General features: G+C 65.3%; 19 protein-coding genes. 6 read left to right on the forward strand and 13 right to left on the reverse strand.

The features are described 5' to 3' along the window. Positions 1-53: 53 nt before the first annotated feature. Positions 54-557, forward strand: a complete 504-nt coding sequence (locus HQ394_RS09110; protein ID WP_190262978.1) for an SH3 domain-containing protein — start codon at positions 54-56, stop codon at positions 555-557. 44 nt (positions 558-601) lie between these two features. Here HQ394_RS09110 and xseA read toward each other — a convergent pair whose 3' ends face one another. Continuing rightward, the gene (xseA, locus tag HQ394_RS09115; protein ID WP_190262979.1) at positions 602-2,005 is read right to left on the reverse strand and encodes an exodeoxyribonuclease VII large subunit; all 1,404 of its coding nucleotides are present in this window, start codon (positions 2,003-2,005) and stop codon (positions 602-604) included. Positions 2,006-2,082: 77 nt separating this feature from the next. Between xseA and purD the strand changes: the two genes are divergently transcribed. Genes purD through HQ394_RS09130 form a run of 3 tightly spaced genes read left to right on the forward strand, consistent with a single transcriptional unit; the run spans position 2,083 to position 5,089 of the window. After that, entirely contained in the window at positions 2,083-3,354 is a 1,272-nt protein-coding gene (gene purD, locus HQ394_RS09120; RefSeq protein WP_190262980.1) for a phosphoribosylamine--glycine ligase, read from the forward strand. Between the two features lie 26 nt (positions 3,355-3,380). Then, complete coding sequence (locus HQ394_RS09125) at positions 3,381-3,710, forward strand: DUF1244 domain-containing protein (protein ID WP_190262981.1); 330 nt, start codon at positions 3,381-3,383, stop codon at positions 3,708-3,710. A gap of 38 nt (positions 3,711-3,748) precedes the next feature. Beyond that, complete coding sequence (locus HQ394_RS09130; RefSeq protein ID WP_190262982.1) at positions 3,749-5,089, forward strand: anaerobic C4-dicarboxylate transporter; 1,341 nt, start codon at positions 3,749-3,751, stop codon at positions 5,087-5,089. A gap of 73 nt (positions 5,090-5,162) precedes the next feature. Here HQ394_RS09130 and HQ394_RS09135 read toward each other — a convergent pair whose 3' ends face one another. The 4 genes from HQ394_RS09135 to HQ394_RS09150 all read right to left on the reverse strand — a co-directional run bounded on the left by HQ394_RS09135 (position 5,163) and on the right by HQ394_RS09150 (position 9,946). Then, a complete protein-coding gene (locus tag HQ394_RS09135) occupies positions 5,163-6,791 on the reverse strand; it encodes a glycoside hydrolase family 71 protein (RefSeq protein ID WP_190262983.1) in 1,629 nt (542 codons plus the stop codon). 150 nt (positions 6,792-6,941) lie between these two features. Beyond that, entirely contained in the window at positions 6,942-8,819 is a 1,878-nt protein-coding gene (locus HQ394_RS09140) for an ABCB family ABC transporter ATP-binding protein/permease (protein ID WP_190262984.1), read from the reverse strand. A 115-nt stretch (positions 8,820-8,934) separates the two neighbouring features. Then, positions 8,935-9,798: an esterase-like activity of phytase family protein gene (locus tag HQ394_RS09145; RefSeq protein ID WP_190263225.1), complete on the reverse strand. Its 864-nt coding sequence runs from the start codon at positions 9,796-9,798 to the stop codon at positions 8,935-8,937. Beyond that, positions 9,686-9,946 (reverse strand): hypothetical protein, encoded by a 261-nt coding sequence (locus HQ394_RS09150; RefSeq protein ID WP_190262985.1) that lies wholly within the window; start codon positions 9,944-9,946, stop codon positions 9,686-9,688. The genes HQ394_RS09145 and HQ394_RS09150 overlap by 113 nt, the downstream gene beginning before the upstream one ends. 177 nt (positions 9,947-10,123) lie before the next feature. Between HQ394_RS09150 and HQ394_RS09155 the strand changes: the two genes are divergently transcribed. Beyond that, complete coding sequence (locus HQ394_RS09155) at positions 10,124-10,897, forward strand: dienelactone hydrolase family protein (RefSeq protein ID WP_190262986.1); 774 nt, start codon at positions 10,124-10,126, stop codon at positions 10,895-10,897. A 59-nt stretch (positions 10,898-10,956) separates the two neighbouring features. Here HQ394_RS09155 and HQ394_RS09160 read toward each other — a convergent pair whose 3' ends face one another. From HQ394_RS09160 to HQ394_RS09180, 5 genes are all read right to left on the reverse strand, one after another. Continuing rightward, positions 10,957-11,532 (reverse strand): OmpW/AlkL family protein, encoded by a 576-nt coding sequence (locus tag HQ394_RS09160; RefSeq protein ID WP_190262987.1) that lies wholly within the window; start codon positions 11,530-11,532, stop codon positions 10,957-10,959. Positions 11,533-11,839: 307 nt separating this feature from the next. Then, a complete protein-coding gene (locus tag HQ394_RS09165) occupies positions 11,840-12,787 on the reverse strand; it encodes an IS630 family transposase (protein ID WP_223291524.1) in 948 nt (315 codons plus the stop codon). Between the two features lie 90 nt (positions 12,788-12,877). Further along, positions 12,878-14,770, reverse strand: a complete 1,893-nt coding sequence (gene cobT, locus HQ394_RS09170; protein ID WP_223291983.1) for a cobaltochelatase subunit CobT — start codon at positions 14,768-14,770, stop codon at positions 12,878-12,880. A gap of 48 nt (positions 14,771-14,818) precedes the next feature. Next, a complete protein-coding gene (gene cobS / locus HQ394_RS09175) occupies positions 14,819-15,790 on the reverse strand; it encodes a cobaltochelatase subunit CobS (RefSeq protein WP_190263227.1) in 972 nt (323 codons plus the stop codon). Positions 15,791-15,887: 97 nt separating this feature from the next. Then, positions 15,888-16,454 (reverse strand): J domain-containing protein, encoded by a 567-nt coding sequence (locus tag HQ394_RS09180; RefSeq protein ID WP_190262988.1) that lies wholly within the window; start codon positions 16,452-16,454, stop codon positions 15,888-15,890. A 163-nt stretch (positions 16,455-16,617) separates the two neighbouring features. On the opposite strand from HQ394_RS09180, the gene HQ394_RS09185 reads away from it, so the two are divergent. Beyond that, entirely contained in the window at positions 16,618-16,974 is a 357-nt protein-coding gene (locus HQ394_RS09185) for a BolA family protein (protein ID WP_190262989.1), read from the forward strand. Between the two features lie 838 nt (positions 16,975-17,812). Here the strand turns inward: HQ394_RS09185 and HQ394_RS09195 are convergent. The 3 genes from HQ394_RS09195 to HQ394_RS09205 are packed head-to-tail and all read right to left on the reverse strand — an operon-like array spanning position 17,813 to position 20,584. After that, on the reverse strand, positions 17,813-18,235 hold the full coding sequence (locus tag HQ394_RS09195; protein ID WP_190262991.1) for a DoxX family protein: 423 nt from the start codon (positions 18,233-18,235) through the stop codon (positions 17,813-17,815). Positions 18,236-18,284: 49 nt separating this feature from the next. Then, entirely contained in the window at positions 18,285-19,382 is a 1,098-nt protein-coding gene (locus tag HQ394_RS09200) for a VOC family protein (protein WP_190262992.1), read from the reverse strand. Further along, on the reverse strand, positions 19,379-20,584 hold the full coding sequence (locus HQ394_RS09205) for an MFS transporter (protein WP_190262993.1): 1,206 nt from the start codon (positions 20,582-20,584) through the stop codon (positions 19,379-19,381). Before HQ394_RS09205 ends, HQ394_RS09200 begins: the two co-directional genes overlap by 4 nt. Between the last annotated feature and the right edge of the window lie 82 nt (positions 20,585-20,666).

The following is a 20,666-nucleotide window of genomic DNA, read 5'->3' on the forward strand; positions in this document are numbered from 1 at the left end:
AAATGAAGCTCAAAATATTGAAAGCGATCCGGCGAATTCCTGGGGGAAAAACGATGGCGGCGAGGATCTTCGTAATCCTGGCGATGCTGCTGGCATCGGTGGCGGCGGAAGCCGATGCCGCGCCTAACGATTCCGGCCTGCCGATTCCACGCTTCGTCAGCCTGCGCTCCGGGGAGGCCAACATCCGCACCGGTCCGGGTGAGCAGTATCCCATCAAGTGGACCTACCAGCGGCAAGGGCTGCCGCTCGAAGTGGTCGCCGAATATCACCACTGGCGTCGCGTCCGCGACTGGCAGGGCACCGAAGGCTGGATGCATTCGAGCATGCTGACCGGCAAACGCGCCTTCATGGTTATCGGCGATGGCAGCGCGGTGTTGATCCGCGCCGACGCCAACGCGTCAGCGCGGGTGGTCGCCCAGGTGGAGCCGAAGGTCGTCGGCCGGATCGATGCGTGTGCCAAGGGCAGCGACTGGTGCCGGGTGCGGGTGGACGACGTCAAAGGCTGGCTGCCGCGCAAAGCCATGTGGGGAATCTATCCCAACGAGGAGGTGGACTGAGCGGGAGCCGCAGCCGCGCCACCACCGCGTCATCTCGGGCTAAATCAACGTGTCCTGATCGCTATCGTCCTTCCGCCCGCTCCGCCTGGCGGCGTCGANNTCGTCGCTCCCGCCTCGCCATCGGCCATGCGCAGCCTTACCCCGGCGCGTGGCCGCAGGTCGCCGACGCGGGTGAGCAGTCGGCCAAGGCGATCGTAGACCAGGGCAAACCCCCGCTCCAGCACCCGCTCGTAGGAATAGCTATCGAGCAGTGCCGCGGCCCGCTGGAAGCGGTCGAGACGATCGCGGACCAGCACCGCAATCGACGTCTCCAGCGCCCGCGCCTCGCCGTGCAGCCGTTGCCGGGCGTGGGCGATCCGCGGCTCCGGGCTCTGCAACCGCGCCGCGGTCAGTGCCAGATCCCGCCGCCGACGATCAAGACCGACAGCAAGGCCATTCGCCAGCCGCTCTCCCCAGTCATCCAGGCGCTGGCGGGCGTCGTCGATCAGCCGTTGCGGTCGCGGCAGGCCGCGCTCCGCCGCGATCAAGCGAGTTCGCCGTTCGCCGAGGCTGCGGTTGGCCGCCCCTAGCAACCGCGTCGTCAGATTGAGGGTGCGGGCAACCAGTTCGAGGCGAACCGGAACCGCCATTTCCGCCGCCGCCGTGGGTGTCGGCGCCCGCCGGTCGGCGGCGAAATCGATCAGCGTCGTGTCGGTCTCGTGCCCCACCGCGGCAATCAGCGGGGTCGCCGAGCCGGCGGCGGCCCGCACCACCACTTCTTCGTTGAACGTCCATAGGTCCTCGAGCGACCCGCCGCCGCGGGCAACGATGAGCACATCTGGCCGCGGCACCTGGCCACCGGTGGCAAGCGCATTGAAGCCGCGGATCGCCTTCGCCACCTGCTCTGCCGCCCCAGGCCCCTGCACCAGTACCGGCCACAGCAGCACCCGGCGCGGGAAGCGATCGGCAAGCCGGTGCAGGATGTCGCGGATGACGGCGCCGGTGGGCGAGGTGACGACGCCGATCACCTCGGGAAGGTAGGGGATCGGCCGTTTGCGCTCGGCATCGAACAGCCCCTCGGCGGCCAGCGTCTTGCGGCGCTCCTCCAGCAGCTTCAACAGCGCGCCTTCGCCGGCGATCTCCAGCCCTTCCACCACCATTTGGTACTTGGAGCGGCCGGGATAGGTGGTCAGCCGCCCGGTGGCGATCACTTCCATGCCGTCCTGCGGCCGCAGGGCAAGCCCGGAGGCCGTCCCCCTCCAGCACACACTATCGAGGACCGCGTCCACATCCTTGAGCGCGAAATAGATGTGGCCGGAGGAATGCCGCTTACAGCCGGAGATCTCGCCGCGCACGCGCACGAGATCGAATTGCCGCTCGATCTGCCGTTTGACCGCCTGCGCAATCTCGCTGACGGAGTAAACTTGCAGGTTGTTGGCACCGGCGGGACGAGTGGGATAGCTTGTCATCCGATGCAGTATGAAGCCGGGACGAGGCGACGCAAGTCCGCGTGCGCGACAATCGGCACAGCTGAGGAAGAGGGTCCATGAAGGTTCTGGTTGTCGGCTCGGGAGGCCGCGAACACGCGCTGTGCTGGGCAATCGCCAAATCGCCCTTGTGCACCGAGATCCTCTGCGCACCGGGCAATGCCGGCATCGCCCAGTTGGCACGCTGCGTCGATGTGGGCGCCGAAGATGTGAATGGTCTGGTCAGGCTCGCCCAGCGTGAACGCGTGGACTTTGTCGTCGTCGGCCCGGAGGTAGCGCTGGTCAATGGACTGGTGGACCGGCTGAGCGCGGTGCGGATCAAGGCCTTCGGTCCTTCGGCGGCAGCGGCGGCGATCGAGGGCTCGAAGGTGTTCATGAAGGACCTCTGTGCCCGCTATGGGATCCCCAGCGCCGGCTTCGCCCGCTTCGACGAACCGGACGAGGCAAAGGAGTACATCCACCGCCACGGCGCGCCGATCGTCGTCAAGGCCGACGGGCTCGCCGCCGGCAAGGGGGTGATGGTCTGCCGCAACGAGAACGAAGCCTTCGCCGCCATCGACCACATGATGATCGAGGCGGCTTTCGGTGAGGCTGGACAGCAGGTGGTGATCGAGGATTTTCTCGAGGGTGAGGAGGCGAGCTTCTTTGCCCTCGTCAACGGGCCGCGCGCCATCGCCTTCGCCACCGCGCAGGACCACAAGGCCGCCTTCGACGGCGACCAGGGCCCCAACACTGGCGGCATGGGCGCCTACTCACCGGCGCCGGTGGTCACCGCCGAGATGGCCGAGGTGGTGATGCGCACCATTATTCAGCCGACGGCGATGGCGATGGCGGCTGAGCATCGGCCCTACGTGGGGGCACTCTTCGCCGGTCTGATGATCACCGCCAAAGGGCCGGTGCTGCTGGAATACAACGCCCGCTTCGGTGATCCCGAGTGCCAACCGATCCTGATGCGCCTGAAGAGCGATCTGCTCGCGGTGTTGCTGGCGTGCGTCGAGGGACGGTTCGATCAGATCCACCTCGACTGGGAGGCGGACCCCGCGCTGCTTGTCGTCCTCGCCACCCATGGCTATCCCGGCCATTACGCCAAGGGTTCGCTGATCGGCGGCCTCGATGCCGCAGCTAAGGTCGACGGCGTCACCGTTTTCCATGCGGGAACGAAAGCTGCCGGTGGGCGGATCATCGCCAGCGGTGGCCGCGTGCTCGGCATCGGCGCCCGCGGCGCAAGTTTTAGCGAGGCGCAGCAGCGTGCCTATGCTGCGGTGGACCGGGTCGACTGGCCAGAAGGTTTCTGCCGCCGCGATATCGGCTGGCGAGCCGTCGGACGCTGAACGTGGCTGATGCGAGGGAAATGCAAATGAAAATCGACGATCTCGACGCGCAGACGCGCACGGAGCTGGAGGCAGCCGCCTTCCGCGGCCTTGTCGCGCATTTGCAACGGCGGACCGACGCGCAGAACATCGACCTGATGAACCTGGCCGGCTTCTGCCGCAACTGCCTCGCCAAGTGGCTGCTGGCGGCGGCGAAGCAGCACGGCATCGATGCCACGTACGAAGATGCCCGCACCTTCGTCTACGGTGAACCCCTCAGTGCCTGGAAGGCGAAGCACCAGACCGAGGCGACGGCGGAGCAGCAACAGCAATTCGAGGCCACGAAACCCCTGCATGCGGTGATCGAGGGGATTTGATATCCGCTTCGCCAACAAACGCTGGATGGAACGCTTCGATGGATTTCCTCATACAGCTGGCAATCGTCCTTGTGTGCCTGTTCTACGGCGCGCGCAAGGGCGGGGTTGCTCTGGGGCTGCTCGGCGGCATCGGCATGGTGATCATGGTCTATGTCTTCCGGCTCAATCCGGGCAAGCCGCCGGTGGACGTCATGCTCACAATCATCGCCGTCGTTGCCGCGTCAGCAACCCTGCAGGCATCCGGCGGCCTTGATGTCCTGCTGCAGATCGCCGAGCGCCTTCTGCGCCGCAACCCACGCATCATCTCAATTCTGGCGCCGTTCACCACCGGCGGGCTGACGATGCTGTGCGGCACCGGGCACGTGGTCTACACGATGCTGCCCATCGTCTACGACATCGCGATCAAGAACAATGTCCGGCCCGAGCGTCCGATGGCTGCCAGTTCCATTGCGGCGCAGATGGGGATCATCGCCAGCCCGGTTTCGGTTGCCGTGGTGTCGCTGGTCGCCTTCCTCGCCAAGTCGCCCATTGACGGCCACACAGTCGATTTCGTCCAACTGCTGTCGATCACGATCCCCTCAACGCTGTGTGGCATCCTCGCCATCGGTATCTTCAGCATGTATCGGGGCAAGGACCTCGACAAGGATCCGGATTTTCAAGCCCTCATTGCCAATCCAGAGAGCCGCGCCTACGTCTACGGCAGCACGACTTCGCTGCTCGGCACGACGCTGTCACGCAACCAGTGGACGGCGATGTTTATCTTCGTCGGCGCAATTGCCGTGGTGGCGATCCTCGGAGCCTTCGAGGGCCTGAGGCCGCAAATCGCCGGCAAGCCACTGAACATGGTGCTGACCATCCAGATGTTCATGCTGCTGGCCGGCGCGCTGATCGTCATCATCACCAAAATGGATGCGGCGAAGATCGGCAAGACCGAGGTGTTTCGCGCCGGCATGGTCGCCGTCGTCGCGGTGTTCGGTATCGCCTGGACCGCCGACACCATGTTCGAGGCGCATCTGCCAACGCTGAAGCTGGTTCTCGCCGACACCGTCCGGGAGCATCCGTGGACTTATGCGTTGACGCTGCTGATCGTCTCGAAGTTCGTCAACTCGCAGGCGGCGGCAATCGCGGCGCTGGTCCCGGTGGCGCTGTCGATCGGCGTCCACCCCGGCTACGTCGTCGCTTTCGCGGCAGCCTCCTACGGCTATTACATTTTGCCGACCTACCCCAGCGACCTCGCGGCGATCCAGTTCGATCGTTCGGGGACGACGCATATCGGCAAGTACGTCATCAACCACAGCTTCATTCTTCCTGGACTGATCGGCGTCTCCACCTCGTGCACCGTTGGCTTCTTCCTCTCGCTGAGCCGGGGGCTGATTTAACAGGACAGTCGCCCGCCGGCCTCCTCATCCGACAGACAGCGTGCACCATGAGCCAGTCCCATAGGGTGACGAGCTATTGCATCACCGGCGGATCAGCAAGCATGTCCACCGGTGGCCGCGAGGAACTGCCGGCACGGTAGAGAAAGTCCTGGAATTCGACCTTCGAGCGAATTTCGAAGGCGCTTGCGAAGTCGATCACTACCGTGCCGCCACGCAGCAGCCGGAATCGAGGGCGCCCAGGCGCCAGGGGGACGGAGAAGGAGGTGATCCCCGCCTTCACCTCCTGCTTGTAGGTCTTGCCGCCGATCTCGATCTCGATCGTTCCCGGTTCGGTAAGGAAGGCCAGCAACTCGATGATATCCACCGGCGGTGCCCCATCACGCGCCTGGAACGATCCCTGCTGCTCCGGTGACTGCGCCTGGGTTGCCGCGGGCATGATGCGATGAAAGTAATAAAGCACGTCGCGGGTGATCGGCGGCTGCTTGCCGGTCTTGAACCAGGTGCCGTAATAGGCCGTCAGATCGTAGTAGGCGTACTGGATCCCGGTAGACGGGGCAATTTCCGACCCTTCGGCGTAGTCGTTCCAGGTGATCACCTGCACCCAGTCGGCCCCTCCTTCGCGCGCCACCCGCCAGCTCTCGCGAAACAGGCCGCTGCCTTCGGGTTCCCAAAAAGGCGCNNGGCTCTTCGGCCGCGAGTCCTGCGGCGCCACCGGCGCCATCCAGATCTTGCCCTGCTGATGCACAGCGGCGGCGGCTGGCAGATACTTTTCCGCGCCGGCGGGCGTCCGCCGTCCCCAGTCGGAAACACCTTCGCTGATCGCCGCGTACTGCGACATCCCCTGTTGCCACCCCTGAAACACCGGGACGAAGTACACCTTCACTCCCGACGCCTTCAGTATGGCGAACAGCTGTTGCCACCAGTCCACAGGCAGCTTCTCGGCGGAAAAGGCGGATAATACCAGCCGCCCGTCGTCCGTATGGTAGACTGACGGGTTGTTTGCCACCTGCAGGATGGCGGGCGCCACCTGCTGTGGCGTGCGGTCCTTGTTGGTCACCGCGTCAATCATCAGCATGACGACAAAGTTCGGATCGACGCGCTGCGCGGCGTCCAACATCGCCAGCAGCTTGTCGTAGTGCACGTTTGGCGGTGGACCGACGATGTTGAAGATAAATCCATCGACACCGATCGCCGCTGCCCGGCGAATCTCGGTCTCCATGTCGCGCGTTCGCCAGTCACTGTCGCTAACCACCGGCCGCGGCAGCGGCCGTTCGCGTGTCATGCCACCACCGGCGGCAAACTTGCCTCCTTCGCCTTCGGCGCGGGTGAAGTTGCGACTCCAATAGTCGTTGTCCGCCGGCTGGTTGTCGAGCGAGATGGGAAAGATGTGCCAATGCGCAAAGACCTTGCGCGGCGATGCCGCCAGCACCGCGACCGATGGCGGATCGAAGGGCCACGTTTTCGCCGCCGTATCGCGTGTCGCGGCAACGGAGCCGTCACCCTCCACTTCCCGCGGCGAATAGCGAGGTGCACTGGCAAGCTGCATGTCCGGCGTGGCCGCTTCACCCGACGGTGGCTGCTGCACGGCGACCGGTGGATCCACTACCGGCTCCGGCGTCGCCTCAGCGGCTGAGGCACCGGCGACTGCCGCAAAGAGAAGCAGTGAGGCGAGCACAACCCGTCCGCGATGCCAAACACTCATCCCGGTCTCCTGTTGATCACACTGTGGATATGCACGCTTTGTCTAGCTGCGGCGACGCGCATTGCCGATACGAACGCTACCCAGTCTCATTCAAGGTGGATCAGCCATGCAACACGAGCCTAGCGCAATCGCGACCATGGTCAACGAAGTTCATGTGACGTTGATTGGGGCAGTGGCCGTTGTCGCCGCGAGGCCTTCGGTGGCATCCACCAGCGTCGCGCGGGCGAAATCTGCCTCCTGCTGCCGCGCCCACATGGCCGCGTAACGCCCGGCAAGCGCCAAAAGCTGCTGGTGACGGCCTCTTTCGACGATGCGCCCCGCCTCAAGGACGACGATTTCGTCGGCATCCACCACCGTTGACAGCCGGTGGGCGATGATCAGGCTGGTTCGACCGCGTGCCACCTCCTGCAGCGACGCCTGAATCTCCTTTTCCGTATGGGTATCGAGCGCCGAGGTGGCCTCATCCAGCAGGAGAATCGGCGGNNATTCTCTGAGAATCGTTCGCGCGATGGCGACGCGCTGCTTCTCACCTCCTGAGAGTTTCAGTCCCCGTTCACCGACGCGGGTCTGATAGCCCTCCGGCTGGGCTACGATAAAATCGTGAATGCGCGCGAGGCGCGCCGCCCGCTCCACTTCGGTTTGCGTCGCCCCCGGCCGGCCATAGGCGATGTTGTAGAAGATGCTGTCGTTAAACAGTACCGTGTCCTGGGGGACGATTCCGATGGCAGCGCGCAGGCTGTCCTGGGTCACGGCGCGGATATCCTCGCCGTCGATGCGGATCGCCCCGCCGGTGACGTCGTAGAAGCGGTAGAGGAGACGCGAGATCGTCGACTTGCCGGCACCGCTAGGGCCGACGATGGCGATGGTCCGTCCGGCGCCGACGCTGAAAGAGACATCGGCCAGCACCGACCGGCGCGGATCGTAGGCGAAGGACACCCGATCGAAGACGATTTCGCCCCGGCTTACCTGCAGCGGCTTCGCCCCGGCGCTATCCTCCACCTCGGCATTCTCGTCCAGCAGCTTGAACATCTGTTCCATGTCGATCAGCGACTGATTGATCTCGCGATAGACGAAGCCGAGGAAATTGAGCGGCAGGTAGAGCTGGATCAGGTAGCTGTTGACCATGACGAAGCCGCCGACGGTCATCGTCCCCTTCGCGACGCTGTCCGCCGCCATCAGCATCAGCGTGATCAGGCCGACGGCAATGATCCCGCCCTGGCCGATGTTCAGCAGGCTGAGCGTGACCTTGCTTTTCACCGCGGCGCGTTCGTAGGCGCGCAACGCCAAATCGAACCGTTTGCTCTCGTGTGCCTCGTTGCCGAAATATTTGACGGTTTCGAAGTTGAGCAGGCTGTCGATCGCCTTGGTGTTTGCCTCGCTGTCGCTCTCGTTCATCCGCCGTCGGTACTGGGTGCGCCACTCGGTGACCCACACCGTCCAGACGATGTAGAGGGCGATGCAGACGAAGGTCACCGCCGCATAAAGGATGCCGAACAGTGACCAGAGGATGCCGCAGACGAGCAGAATCTCGATCATCGTCGGCAGAATGTTGAACAGCATGAAGTTCAACAGGAAATCGATGCCCTTGGTGCCGCGCTCGATCGCCCGGCTGACCGCACCGGTACGACGGTCGAGATGGAAGCGCAGGCTGAGTGCATGCAGATGCCGGAAGGTCTGCAGGCCGGCGGTGCGGATCGCCCGTTGCGCCACCTTGGCAAAGACCGCATCGCGAATTTCGCCAAAGACCTGCGACAGTGTCCGCGCCACGCCATAGGCGACGATCAGCGCCACCGGGATGGCCGCCAGGGTGCGGAATTCGTCAGTGGCCAGGGCATCGACCACGTGCTTGTAGATCATCGGGATACCGACGCTGATCGCCTTGGCGGCAATCAGGCTAAGCAGTGCCAGCACCACCCGCAGGCGCAATCCCCGTGCTCCCTTCGGCCACAGGTAGGGCAGGAGGGTGCCGATAACCGCTAGATTGCCGCGACCACGGTTTGCTCCGTCAACGCCTGAACGTGGTCGCATCGGCGATCAGACTCCTGTCCAGCCACATCCCCGCCGGGCACGGCGGCGATCGTACACTATATGGGACGCGACAAGCTGGCTCCACCGGCACCGCCCGGGCGGTGAACCAGGATCATCAGGGGGTGGGCAGCAGTTCGAACAACAGAAGCAGCGTATGCTGGAAGGTGTTCTGGTTGTCGTCGGAGGCAAGGAAGACCAAGGTTTCGCCGCTGGCACCGCGTCGCACCGCCATCGCTTCCATGTTATCGAAGGTGAGCGAGCCCTCGAAGCGGGCGATTTCTTCCGGTCGCAGCGCTCCGCCGGTCTGCAGCTGCTTGCCACCGATGCGGCGGAGGCGTGCCGCGAGCAGGGGAAAGCGGCGTTCGAGGATCAGCACGTCACCGTTCGGCAGCGTCGCCGCCTCGGTGGGTCGGAATCCCGCGTCGGTGGGCCAGACCAGCGGCCGCCATGGTGCCGGCCCGGTCCAGCCACGCACACCACTGCCTACGCTCCCGGCGTCCACCTCCATCGTTTCGGTGATGATCAACAGCCGGCCATCGGCGAGCGTGGTCAGTGCTTCGATCCCGCCGTTCACCGGCGCGTCAGCGAGTTCAGGCGGCGTGGCGAGCGTTTCGCCGGGGCCGCCGATGCGGCGATAGCGCACCAGCCGGTGGCGGCCTTCGAAGGCGACGATATAGCCGCCTCCCGGCGCTTCGGACACCGCCTCGGCATCGGCGTCCCGTTTGCGCGTCAGCGCCCGGCCGGCGGCGTCGCGTAGCGGCTCCAGCGCCACGTCGGCGACGCCAACGAGGCGGCCCTTGGCGTCGTAACGGAGCGCACCGGCCATCCAGAAGCCCACGTCGGTTATGGCGACGAACCGTTTGCCGTCAGCACTGACGCGCAGACCGGAGAGACCGCCGAAGCGCGGATCGCTTCGACCGCAGTTCGAGACCGCCGCGAAACTCCAGCGCTCCCACCCGCGTCCGCTCCGGGTCGCCAGCGTCGAGCGGCACGCTGCGGACGCTCAGCGCCAGCGGCTCGGCACGGGCGGCACCGGACAAGGGAGGTGCTGACAGGGCCGACAGCACCAGGAAGAACAGAAGAACGCGCCAGCGAATGCGCGTCGTCGGGCGTTGTAAACGATTCATCAATGACCGACCTATGCAGGGTCGCTAACGCGCGGGGGCCACCAGGCCCCGGCAGGCGGCGCGCACCATAGCGCAGGTTAGGCGACGGAGAGCAGCGATTTGCGTCTCGTTCTCGCCGCAGGCGCCGGCGTCTGCCGCCGTTGTTCCACCGCTGGAGATCGATAGAGTGAGCGCAGCATGACCCAAACCTGGAGCCGTCGCGTCGTTGTTCGCAGTCTCGGTGCCGGATTGCCCCTGGCGGCGGTCCTCGCCGATGCAACGCTGGCCCGTGCCGCCGCAGCAACGCTGTCCGAGGTGAGCATTCCTGTTGCCGGCGGTCAGCCGCTGCGCGCCTCTCTCGCCCTGCCCGCTAAACTCCCGGCACCCACGGTCATGCTCATCCATGAGTGGTGGGGCCTGAACGATCAGATCAAGGCAGTGGCGGCGGAGCTGGCTCAGGCAGGCTATATGGCGCTGGCGGTGGACCTGTATGACGGCAAGCAGGCGGGTTCAGCCGAGGAGGCCGGCACGCTGATGAAGGCGGTCGATGCCGCCGTTGCCGAAAGCCAAGTGGCGGCCGGCGTCGATTGGCTGCGTGCGGAGACGCGCTCCACCGGTAAGGTGGGAACAGTCGGCTGGTGCTTCGGCGGCGGCTGGTCGCTGCGCGCCAGTGTCGCCCGGCCGGTGGATGCGACCGTCGTCTACTACGGCGATGTCAGTCTGCCCGCCGCCAGGCTCGCCCGACTACAGGGTCCCGTCGTCGGTCACTTCGCCAACCGCGATCAATGGATCAACCGGGCGATGGTGGAGGGGTTCGAGCGGGCGATGGCCGAGGTCGGCAAGACGTTGACCGTCTACTGGTACGACGCCGATCACGCCTTCGCCAATCCCACCGGCGCCCGTTACGACGCCGAGGACGCCAAGCTGGCCTGGGAGCGGACGCTCGACTTCTACCACGCCAACCTGCGCTGAAGGCCGCCAGCGGCGGTGGCGGGTGGCCTACTCCCGTCGGCCACCCGGGCGGCTTTTCCTCAGAACTTGTAGCCGAAGCCGAAGCCGAAGACCCACGGGTTGAGATCGAAGTTGCGACTGTCGATCTTGACGCCACCCGCATGTGCCGTCGCATCCGGCGAGATCATGATGTACTTGGCGTCGGCGTTGAACACGAAGTTGGAATCAGGGAACTGAAAGTCGAAACCGAGCTGAAATGCCGGGCCGATGGCGTCGTCGATGGAGAGGCTATCGACAACAGGACCTCCCGACTCGTCGAAGAATATCGTGTAGTTGAGACCGACACCAACGTACGGGCTGACCATCGTATCACTGAAGAAGTGGTACTGCGCAAGCAGCGTCGGCGGCAATACCCAGGTATTGCCCAGGTCGACGTTGCCGAGCGCGGTGTTGTTCGCTTTGACGGAATGCTTGCTCACCGCGGCGATCAACTCGACAGCGATCGCATCGGTAAAGAAGTAGGAGAAGTCGATTTCCGGCGTGTAGCTGGTGCTGACGCGAATGCTGCCACCGATCGGGCTCAAGGAGCCGCTTTCATCCGGCATCACCACCAGGCCACGAATACGAACAAGGAACTCGCCTTCTTCGTGCGCCAAGCTGGGGTTGGTACTGCCGCAGTCAGCGCGAGCAACGCGACACCGGCGAGTGTTGCAATTTTATGCTTCATCTTTGCGTCCCCTCTTACAGGCGAGTGGGCCGCATGGACGGGCGCGGCCATATGTAAGTTTCTAACGTTTTGTAATTACTGGTCTATCCATGCAGCCATAATATTTATGTGGAAATTAATCAAGCGCGTCGGGCGCGGCCCAGGCAGCAGCGTGCATCTCCGCATCCATGTGTGGCGAATCAGCTACAGTTGGTGGCGGTGCCGCGAATGCGGCGGCAGCTGGCTAGAGCGGAATCCTACCAGTCTGGATCGTATCCGCAGGCGCTGAAGTAGTTTGCGCACTCGGCTGGGGTGAAGTCGTCGGCGAAGCGGCCGATGGCGGCCCAGAGGGCTTCGACGGTGCGCTCGGCGGCCTTGCGGAGCAGGGCCTTGAGCTTCGCGAACGCCTTCTCAATGGGGTTGAAGTCGGGGCTGTAGGGCGGCAGGAAGAGGAGGCTGGCGCCCGCGTCCTTGATCAGCGCATCGGTGCGCGGCCCCTTGTGGCTGGACAGGTTGTCCATGATCACGATGTCGCCGGGGCGGAGCTCGGGGACGAGCACCTTCTCGACATAGGCATCGAAGGCGTCGCGGTTGATCGCTCCGGTGAGCACGAAGGGGGCGATCATGCCGCGCATGGTCAGGGCGCCGACGAAGGTCGTGGTCTTCCAGTGGCCATGGGGAAGCCCATGCGCAGCCGCTCGCCGCGGGGCGCGCGGCCGTAGGTACGGCCCATGTTGGTCTTCGCCCAGGTCTCGTCGATGAACACGAGGCGCTCCGGGGCCAGGTCGATCTGGCCGTCGAACCACGCCTCGCGCTGCTTCAGGATGTCGGGGCGGTCCTGTTCGGTCGCATGGCCGGTCTTTTTTGCGCGTGAGCCCGTGGCGGCGGAAGAACCGCTGCAGCGTGCCGTAGCCGAAACCGTGGCCCCGCTCGGCCAGCGTCGCGCGCAGCTCTTCGGTGGTGACGTCCGGCGTCGCCTCGATCAGCTGCCGGATCAGCGCGCCTTGCGCCTCGACGCGGGCGGAGCGGCGGTCGCCGCCGAGCGGGCCAGGGCGCGGATCACCCTGCGTCCGCTCCAGCGCCCGCCATCGGCTCACGCTGGCGGCGCTGACGCCGAACCGCGCCGCCGCCGCGCGATGGCTCGCGCCTTCCGCCACCGCCTTGAGAACCCGGACGCGAAGATCGAGGGAAAGCGCTGTCGACATGTCCACCGGCCTCCTCCTCCGGCAGACATCTTGAATCAGAACCAGCCCCCAATGGGAATCCCCAACGATTCACTCAGATCGGCCTCCGCTCTAGTGGCTGCTGCGTCCGCGGGGCTGCTTCGGCGCGCCGCCGCGTTGCGGCCCACGCTGCCGCGGCTCGCCGTCCTCGAATAGTTCGGCGAGGTTCTGCAGCATCGTCCNCCNCAGTTCCTCGGCATCGACGAGGGTCACCGCACGTTGGTAGTAGCGGGTGACATCGTGGCCGATACCGATGGCGGTCAATTCCACTGGCGAACGCGTCTCGATCCACTCGATGACGTCGCGGAGGTGGCGTTCGAGGTAGTTGCCGGGATTGGCCGACAAGGTGGCGTCATCCACCGGCGCACCATCGGAAATCACCATCAGCACCCGCCGCTGCTCGGCGCGGCCGATGAGCCGGTTGTGAGCCCACAAGAGGGCCTCGCCGTCGATGTTTTCCTTCAGCACGCCTTCCCGCAGCATTAGGCCGAGGTTGCGCCGGGCGCGCCGCCAGGGCACGTCGGCGGCCTTGTAGACGATATGGCGGAGGTCGTTGAGCCGGCCAGGCCCTTTCGGACGCCCGTCGGCCACCCACCGCTCACGCGATTGCCCACCTTTCCACGCCCGGGTGGTAAAGCCGAGGATCTCCACCTTGACGCCACAGCGCTCCAGGGTGCGGGCGAGAATGTCGGCGCTCATCGAGGCGACAGTGATCGGCCGGCCGCGCATTGACCCCGAGTTGTCGATCAGCAGGCTGACCACGGTGTCGCGAAAGTCGGTGGCCTTCTCCTGCTTGAAGCTGAGCGGATGAAAGGGATCGATGACCACCCGCGCCAGCCGGCCGGCGTCCAGCAGCCCCTCGTCCAGATCGAATTGCCAGGCGCGCGTCTGCTTGGCCATCAGGCGGCGCTGCAGCCGGTTGGCGAGGCGGGCGACCACGCCCTCAAGGTTGGCGAGTTGCTGGTCAAGCTGTTCGCGCAGGCGGCCGAGTTCTTCTGGGTCGCACAGCGACGCTGCGTCCACTACTTCGTCGTAGTCAGTGGTAAAGGGGTGGTAGGCGAGCAGACTGGACGGCGACGGCTCCGGATGATTGGGGCGGCGCGAGGTCGGGCCGGCCGGTGACCTGCCTCCTTCGCCCGGCTGATAGTCTTCGCCCATGGCCTCGTCGGGCTGGCCGCCCTGGTCTTCGCCCTCGCTGCCGTGCGCGGTGGATTGGCTCACGGAGACGGAACCCTCCGAGCCGCGCGACTCCCGCTGCTGCTCGGTCTTTTCCTCCTTCTCGTCGGCGTCACCTTCCTGGTCGGCATCGCTCTCCAGCGAGGGATCATCCTGGTCGAGGAGGCCGAGTGCATGGATCAAATGCGCCGAGGCCTCGGCAAAAGCCACCTGATCGCCCACCGTCTCCGCCAACCGCCGCAACCAGATGCTGCCACGTTCCTGCAGCACCGGCCGCCACGGATCCACCAGCGGCGCTGCCAGCGCCGGCGGCTTGATACCGCTCAGGCGTTCACGCACCAGAAGGCTGATGGCGTCCGCCGCCATTGACTCGTCCAATCCCTGCACCTTGGCGTAACCCTTGCTCCGGCAGGTGTGATCGAGCAACGCTTCCAGGTTGATGCCGACACCGGTGAGGCGTTTCGAGCCCAGCCGCTGCACCCGGACCTGCTCCAGTGCATCGAAGATCGCCCGCGCCGGCTGGCTGGCCGGCATCCGCCGCTGGTGCAGCGCCGCGTCGTGATAGCGCAGCAACAAGGCCGCGGCATCGGCGGCGCCGCGCAGGCGGGCGACGTCCTGTGTCGCCGGTCGTCCGGCGACACCCGGTAACCGCACCCGATTGCCGCGCAGATCGACCTCGCCACTGCCGTAGCTGATCGCCACGTCGGCGCGTCCGGCCATCGCCCGCAGTGCTGCCGAAGTCACTCGCTTCAGCAACGCCTGGGCCTGTTCCTGCTTCTTGGTGCTCACGCTCGCATCATGTCGCTGTTGTCATCGATGGCCAGGGGCGCAGGCCGGTTAGCGATGAGCGATGGTGCGCATCGCCGAGTCCGGCAGATCTTCGCCGAAGCAACGCTGATAGTATTCGGCCACCGTCGAGCGTTCGATTTCGTCGCATTTGTTAAGGAAGGTCAAGCGAAAGGCGACGCCGATACTGCCGAAGATATGCGCATTCTCCGCCCAGGTGATGACGGTGCGCGGCGACATGACGGTTGAGATGTCGCCGTTGATGAAGCCGGCACGGCTCAACGTCGCCAGTTCCACCATGGATGATACCTGATCCCGACCTTCGCGGCTGTTATAGCCGGGAACCTTGGCGAGGATGATCTCCACCTCGGCATCGTGCGGCAGATAGTTGAGCGTCGCGACGATGTTCCAGCGATCCATCTGCCCCTGGTTGATCTGCTGCGTGCCGTGATAGAGGCCGGTGGTGTCGCCGAGGCCGATGGTGTTGGTGGTGGCGAACAGACGGAAGAAGGGATGCGGCCGCAGGACCTTGTTCTGGTCGAGAAGCGTCAGCTTGCCCTCCACCTCCAGCACCCGCTGAATGACGAACATCACGTCCGGCCGGCCGGCGTCATACTCGTCAAAGACCAGGGCGGTGGGACGCTGCAGCGCCCAGGGCAGGATTCCCTCGCGAAACTCGGTCACCTGGGAGCCCTCGCGCAGGACGATCGCATCCTTGCCGACGAGATCGATCCGGCTGATGTGGCTGTCGAGGTTGATGCGGATGCAAGGCCAGTTGAGCCGCGCCGCCACCTGCTCGATGTGGGTGGACTTGCCGGTGCCGTGATAGCCCTGGATCATCACCCGGCGGTTGTGGGCGAAGCCGGCGAGGATGGCCAGCGTCGTGTCGCGGTCGAACTGGTACGCCTCGTCACGATCGGGGACGTGACTATCCGGGATGCTGAAGGCGGGCACCTCCAGTTCGCTGTCGATGCCGAAGGTCTGGCGGACCGAAAGCGCAATGTCGGGCGCATTGAGGGGGATCGGCTTGCGGCGGCGTCGCTGGTGCCGTGGATGGTCATGCTCGACTCTTTATTCCCGTTAACGAAGGCAGCGGAACACCCGCCGGGAGCCTCGCCCTTTACGGGGAGAGGCTGGTCATCACCATACGATAGGCCTCGCTTATGGTCTTAAATCGTTCTTCGGAAGCCTTATCGCCACCGTTGGCGTCAGGATGATAGCGCTTTACCAATAATTTATACCGTGCCTTGACCGTCGCCACCGTCACCGGTGGCTCAAGCTCTAGCGCGATTAGGGCGCGGGCGAGGGGTGAGGCGGCGCGCGGCGGCGGCGGTTGCGGCTGCTCCGGCGGCTCGCCACTGCCGTCGTCCTGCCAGCGGAAGCGATGGTTATAGCCTGCCGAGCCCGGTCCTAGCGGCCACGTGGGTCGCTGCCAGACGGTATCGCGGCGGATATCCGCCTCCACCTCCGCCTCGGACATGCCGATGTAATAGTTCCACGCGGCATTATATTGGCGCACATGCTCAAGACAGAACCACCAGTAGTCCTGCAGATGCAGCCGCGACCGCGGCGCCCGATACAGCCCCTGCTGCTCGCAGGCACACCAATCGCACCCGCGGGCTGCCGACCCTTGCCGGCCCGCCTCCACCCGCCGGCAGACCGGCTCCGTGCGACCGTCCTCGCTCATGCAGCTACTATGGTTGCTCCCTCCAGCCGGCGCAAGCCACGCCCGTGCGCACCGCACCGGCACGGCTGCATGGCTTCGAAGCGCTTGATCCGCAGCGCGTTCGGCAGGAAAACGACGCTAGCGTTCGTACCCAGCCCCAACTTCAGCAGCAAGAATGAGGCCCATGACCGTCGCCGACCGGATTCGAGACAAGCTCACCCTGGGCCTCGCCCCAGCCCGCCTCAGCGTCGTCGATGACTCGCACCGTCACGCCGGCCACGCCGGCAGCCGGCCGGGANNGGAGACTCACTTCAGCATCGAAGTGGTGGCTGCCGCCTTCGCCGGCCAGTCGCGCCTGGAGCGCCACCGCCTGGTCAACACGCTGCTCGCCGAGGAACTGGCGGGACCAGTTCACGCCCTGGCGATCAAGGCACTGGCCCCGATGAGGCCGGCTGAACGGCGGCCTAGAGACGGCAGCGCGGCGCGACGACCTTACGGTGCCTGCATCAGCACCCGGCCGACCTTGCTGTTGTCATTGTAGACGAGAAAGGCGGCGATATCGCGCTTCTCCGCCGCGGCGACCATGCCGATGCCAGGAACGACGAAGCGTGCCTGGTTGTCCTCCACGGAAGCGGGGCCGATCTGCCCGCTGTACTGCCACGCCAGTAACGCGGCGTTGTACGTACCCGCCGGTACGGTGACCTGATAAGCACCGACGTAGGTCAGCGTCAGGTTGAGCGTGCCGGTATGGTCGGGCTGGCTGCCCGGATCGCCGAGATCGTAAACGCTGGCGTTGATGGTAAAGGTTTGCACGTCGCCTGGGTTCATCCCGGCGATGAGTAGTGGCTCCGCCGGTTGGTAGCGGGTCGTCACCCNCTGGTCCTCGTCGTTCTCAGAGACGACGCTCAACGACTGTCCAGGCATCTCAGAGAGAAACACGACGCGATCGCCGACCTGGTAGCGCCAACGCTTGCCCGAGGTGTCACGCGATAAGGGTGCGATGACGTGCGATTCCATCGTGCCTGCCTGATCGCCGCTGACGACTTGATACGTCCGCGTGCCTGCAGTCAGATGCGCCAGCGATGCATCGATGGTGAACCCGGGGACGGCCGGCCCGACCACGCCCGGTAGATAGTTCTGCGCCTGCGCCGCCAGCTTTGCAGGCAGCGGGATCACTGCGCCTTCCTGCGCTATTGCGATCCTTGGCGCCATCGTTGGTGCGGCTAACGCGAGCGCAACGACCGCGGCCGCGGCAAAACGGCGGCCGCTTGCCGTGTTGTCCATGACGTTTTCCCTACAGAGTACGTGAATGATGTCGAGAGCCTTTGCCCCGCCGCCGCGCATGCGATCGACGGGGCTGTTCCCCTTAGACGCCGGAATTAGCGCCGGCGCAACGAGATCGCGCCGGCGATGGGCTGCATCCTGGCGTTGGTGGCGATAAAGAGAAAGCCGCCAACAAGACCAAAGTTCTTCAGGAACGGCCAGAAATTATCCATCCAGTCGGCGCTGCGGAAGGGGTAGTCCCAGAAGTTGTGGAACAGCACCCCGGTGACGATGCAGTAGAAGCAAAAGAGCAGTGCAAACTGGCGGCGATAGACATCGAACAGAATGCCGAGCGAGCCGAAAACCTCCAGGCAGCCACCCAGCAACAGCAACAGCCAACCCGGCATCGGCATCCCCGATGCATTCGCCTGGGCGACGGCGCTGCTGTAGTCGAAGATCTTGTCGAGCGCACTGAAGGGAAACAGCAGGATCAGGCAGAAGCGGGCCAGGCCCGGCAGCCAGCGGTCGATCATCCCCATCGGGGCATCCCCTTCAGCATGTGATCGTCATTAAAAGCCACGGCGGCGCTCACCGCTGCACCAGTCGCATGGCGTGCCCGTCCGGATCCCGCACCATCACCGCCCGGGCAAAACCGAGCGGCTCGTTCGGCATCGTTATCACCTCCGCAGAGATGAAACGCACCCCCGCCGCCCGGAGCACGTCGGCAGCCGCATTGACGTCCTCCACCTCCAGAGTCGTCTGCCAGTGCCAGAGGTCGTCCGCCTGGGTATCGAGCGGCATCGGCCGGCCGCCGGGCGGCGCCTCGTATTGCAGGAACTCCACGTGCGGCGGCACATCTGCCGGCACCACGGCGGTGACGCGAACACGGGCACCGAAGGTGCCATCGAGGTATTCCTGCGTCGAGCCCACATTGAGGCTGCCGCCCGCCACCTTCATGCCGAGAAGATCGCGGTAGAAGCCGAGGCTCGCCTCGGTGCTGCCGACGGTGATCGCGGTGTGATCGATGCCGAGGAAGAGACGGTTGCTCGCCTTGTGCCAGCGCGCCAGGCCTTTGCCTTCGGGAAACCACAGCAGTTCGAGGTTGTGATTGTCGGGATCGCGGAACTTGATCGCCTTGATCCCCGCCGCCGGAACGTTCGAGGCAGGAATAGTCTGCGGCTCGGGCGAGATCTGACGCACACCGAACTGCTGCAGCTGCGCGTACGCCTTGTCCATGTCGCTGACGACGATCGCCATGTGCTCGAACCACAGGTCGTTGCTGCGCGACGGTACCGGGATTGGCCGGCCATCGGGCGGCGACGTGTAGGCGGTCAACTCGACGATCTGGTCGCCCAGTTGCAGGTGGACGATGCGGGCATTGGAAGCGAATACCCCCTCCAATTGCTCGTAGTCGGCGCCGGTGACGCGAATGTCGGTCACCTTCTGGAAGTCCAGCACCTGGGTGTAGAAGGCGATGGAGCGTTCCATATCGGCAACAGTGAAGCCGATCATCGCCAACCGGCTAACGCCGATCGGCTGCGCCTCGCGCGCCGGCGCGCCTGTTGCCACCAGGCAGAGCAACAGTAGGCCCAAACCGAACGCAAGACGCCTCGCCATGCTGGCCACGTCACCGCTCATCATGCCGCGCTCCACCCATGCCACTCGCTTGATGCCACCCTGGCTCATGTTGCAGCCGCCGCCGGCGGCGCCGATCGACGGGTCAACGCCAGCGTCAAAACGATCAGCACCGCGGCGATGGCCATCGCCCAGAGATAGACCTGAGACAGCGGCAGATCGCCCGCTTCGCGCAGCGGGCCGACGGCAAAGGCGCCGATGCCGAAGCCCGTCATGTAGGCGGCAACCATCCAGCCGGAGACGGTTTCGACAAAGCGCGGCGACTCGCCGCTGGCCGTACCGATGCTGAGTGGTAGGCAGGCGGAGCACGCCAGCCCGGCGAGAGCGAAGGCCATGACGCCCAGTGTCGGCCCAGAGGCCAGCGCCACCGCGGCCAGCGCCAGCATGATCAGCACTGGCAGCAGGCGGAAGATCTTCGCCGGCGGGATCCGGGTGGAGAGCACCGCCACCAGCAGCCGGCCCACGGTCACTGCCGCCCAGAATACCGCCAGCGCCAGATTGGCAGTGGCCGGTGTCAGGCCGCGCTGCTGATTGAGGTAAACGGTGCCCCAGTTGCCGAAGAGGGTTTCACAGACACCATAGAGCAACGCGAAGCAGATCCAGATCCAGAAGCGTGCCGGCAGCGCGCGGATCACCGCCCAGGCGCCGGCAGTCTGACCGGAGCCGGTTTCGCTTGCCAGCACCAGTGGCTGCGTCCGCCCGAGGCCGGCAAGCAGGAACATCGCCGTTGCCGCCGCCAGCGGCAGCAGCCACCAGCGGCCGCCGTCCGCCAGCATGGCGATAATCAGTGGTGCCAGCGCGGTACCGGTGCCGAGCAGCGTGTGCAGGGCGGTGAGCGCAGTTTCGCTCCGCCGTGGGAAGAAACTGGCGGCGTAGGCGTTGATCGCCGTCAGCGTCGCCCCAAAACCTAGCCCGAGCAGGCCGGTAGCGAGAAGCACCAGGGCGAAGGCAAGCCAATGGACCTGGGTGAGCAGCGAGCTCAGGGCAAAGACGCTCATCGCCAGCGCAGTGGAGAGAAAGCCGGCGAGCAGAATGGCGCGCAGACCGTGCCGCCGTGCCAGCGCCGGGGCAAACAGCGATGCCAGCACCGCGCCGGCAACGAGCGGCAGAAAAATGCTGCCATATTGGTTGCTGGTGAGGCCGTAGCCATCCACTGCGGTGAGAATGGTTGCCGCCGCCGGAAAACTGACCAGGGCAATGCCCAGCGCCAGACCGCCGCCATAGACGGTGCCGATCTCGATTGCGCGCGCCATCCGATCAGCCTCGCATCGGCCCGGGGAGCCCCCGGTCCGCCGGCGTTGTCCCTACGCCCGTCGCCAAGCCCTTCGCTGCCAC

Source organism: Defluviicoccus vanus, assembly GCF_014672695.1.
Classification (GTDB): domain Bacteria; phylum Pseudomonadota; class Alphaproteobacteria; order Rhodospirillales; family Defluviicoccaceae; genus Defluviicoccus; species Defluviicoccus vanus.

Coding starts and splice junctions, on each gene's coding strand:
- HQ394_RS09110 (WP_190262978.1), top strand. CDS start 54: ATGGCGGCGAGGATCTTCGTAATCCTGGCGATGCTGCTGGCATCGGTG.
- purD (WP_190262980.1), top strand. CDS start 2,083: ATGAAGGTTCTGGTTGTCGGCTCGGGAGGCCGCGAACACGCGCTGTGC.
- HQ394_RS09125 (WP_190262981.1), top strand. CDS start 3,381: ATGAAAATCGACGATCTCGACGCGCAGACGCGCACGGAGCTGGAGGCA.
- HQ394_RS09130 (WP_190262982.1), top strand. CDS start 3,749: ATGGATTTCCTCATACAGCTGGCAATCGTCCTTGTGTGCCTGTTCTAC.
- HQ394_RS09150 (WP_190262985.1), bottom strand. CDS start 9,946: ATGAATCGTTTACAACGCCCGACGACGCGCATTCGCTGGCGCGTTCTT.
- HQ394_RS09155 (WP_190262986.1), top strand. CDS start 10,124: ATGACCCAAACCTGGAGCCGTCGCGTCGTTGTTCGCAGTCTCGGTGCC.
- HQ394_RS09165 (WP_223291524.1), bottom strand. CDS start 12,787: ATGTCGACAGCGCTTTCCCTCGATCTTCGCGTCCGGGTTCTCAAGGCG.
- HQ394_RS09180 (WP_190262988.1), bottom strand. CDS start 16,454: ATGAGCGAGGACGGTCGCACGGAGCCGGTCTGCCGGCGGGTGGAGGCG.
- HQ394_RS09195 (WP_190262991.1), bottom strand. CDS start 18,235: ATGGGGATGATCGACCGCTGGCTGCCGGGCCTGGCCCGCTTCTGCCTG.
- HQ394_RS09200 (WP_190262992.1), bottom strand. CDS start 19,382: ATGAGCCAGGGTGGCATCAAGCGAGTGGCATGGGTGGAGCGCGGCATG.
- HQ394_RS09205 (WP_190262993.1), bottom strand. CDS start 20,584: ATGGCGCGCGCAATCGAGATCGGCACCGTCTATGGCGGCGGTCTGGCG.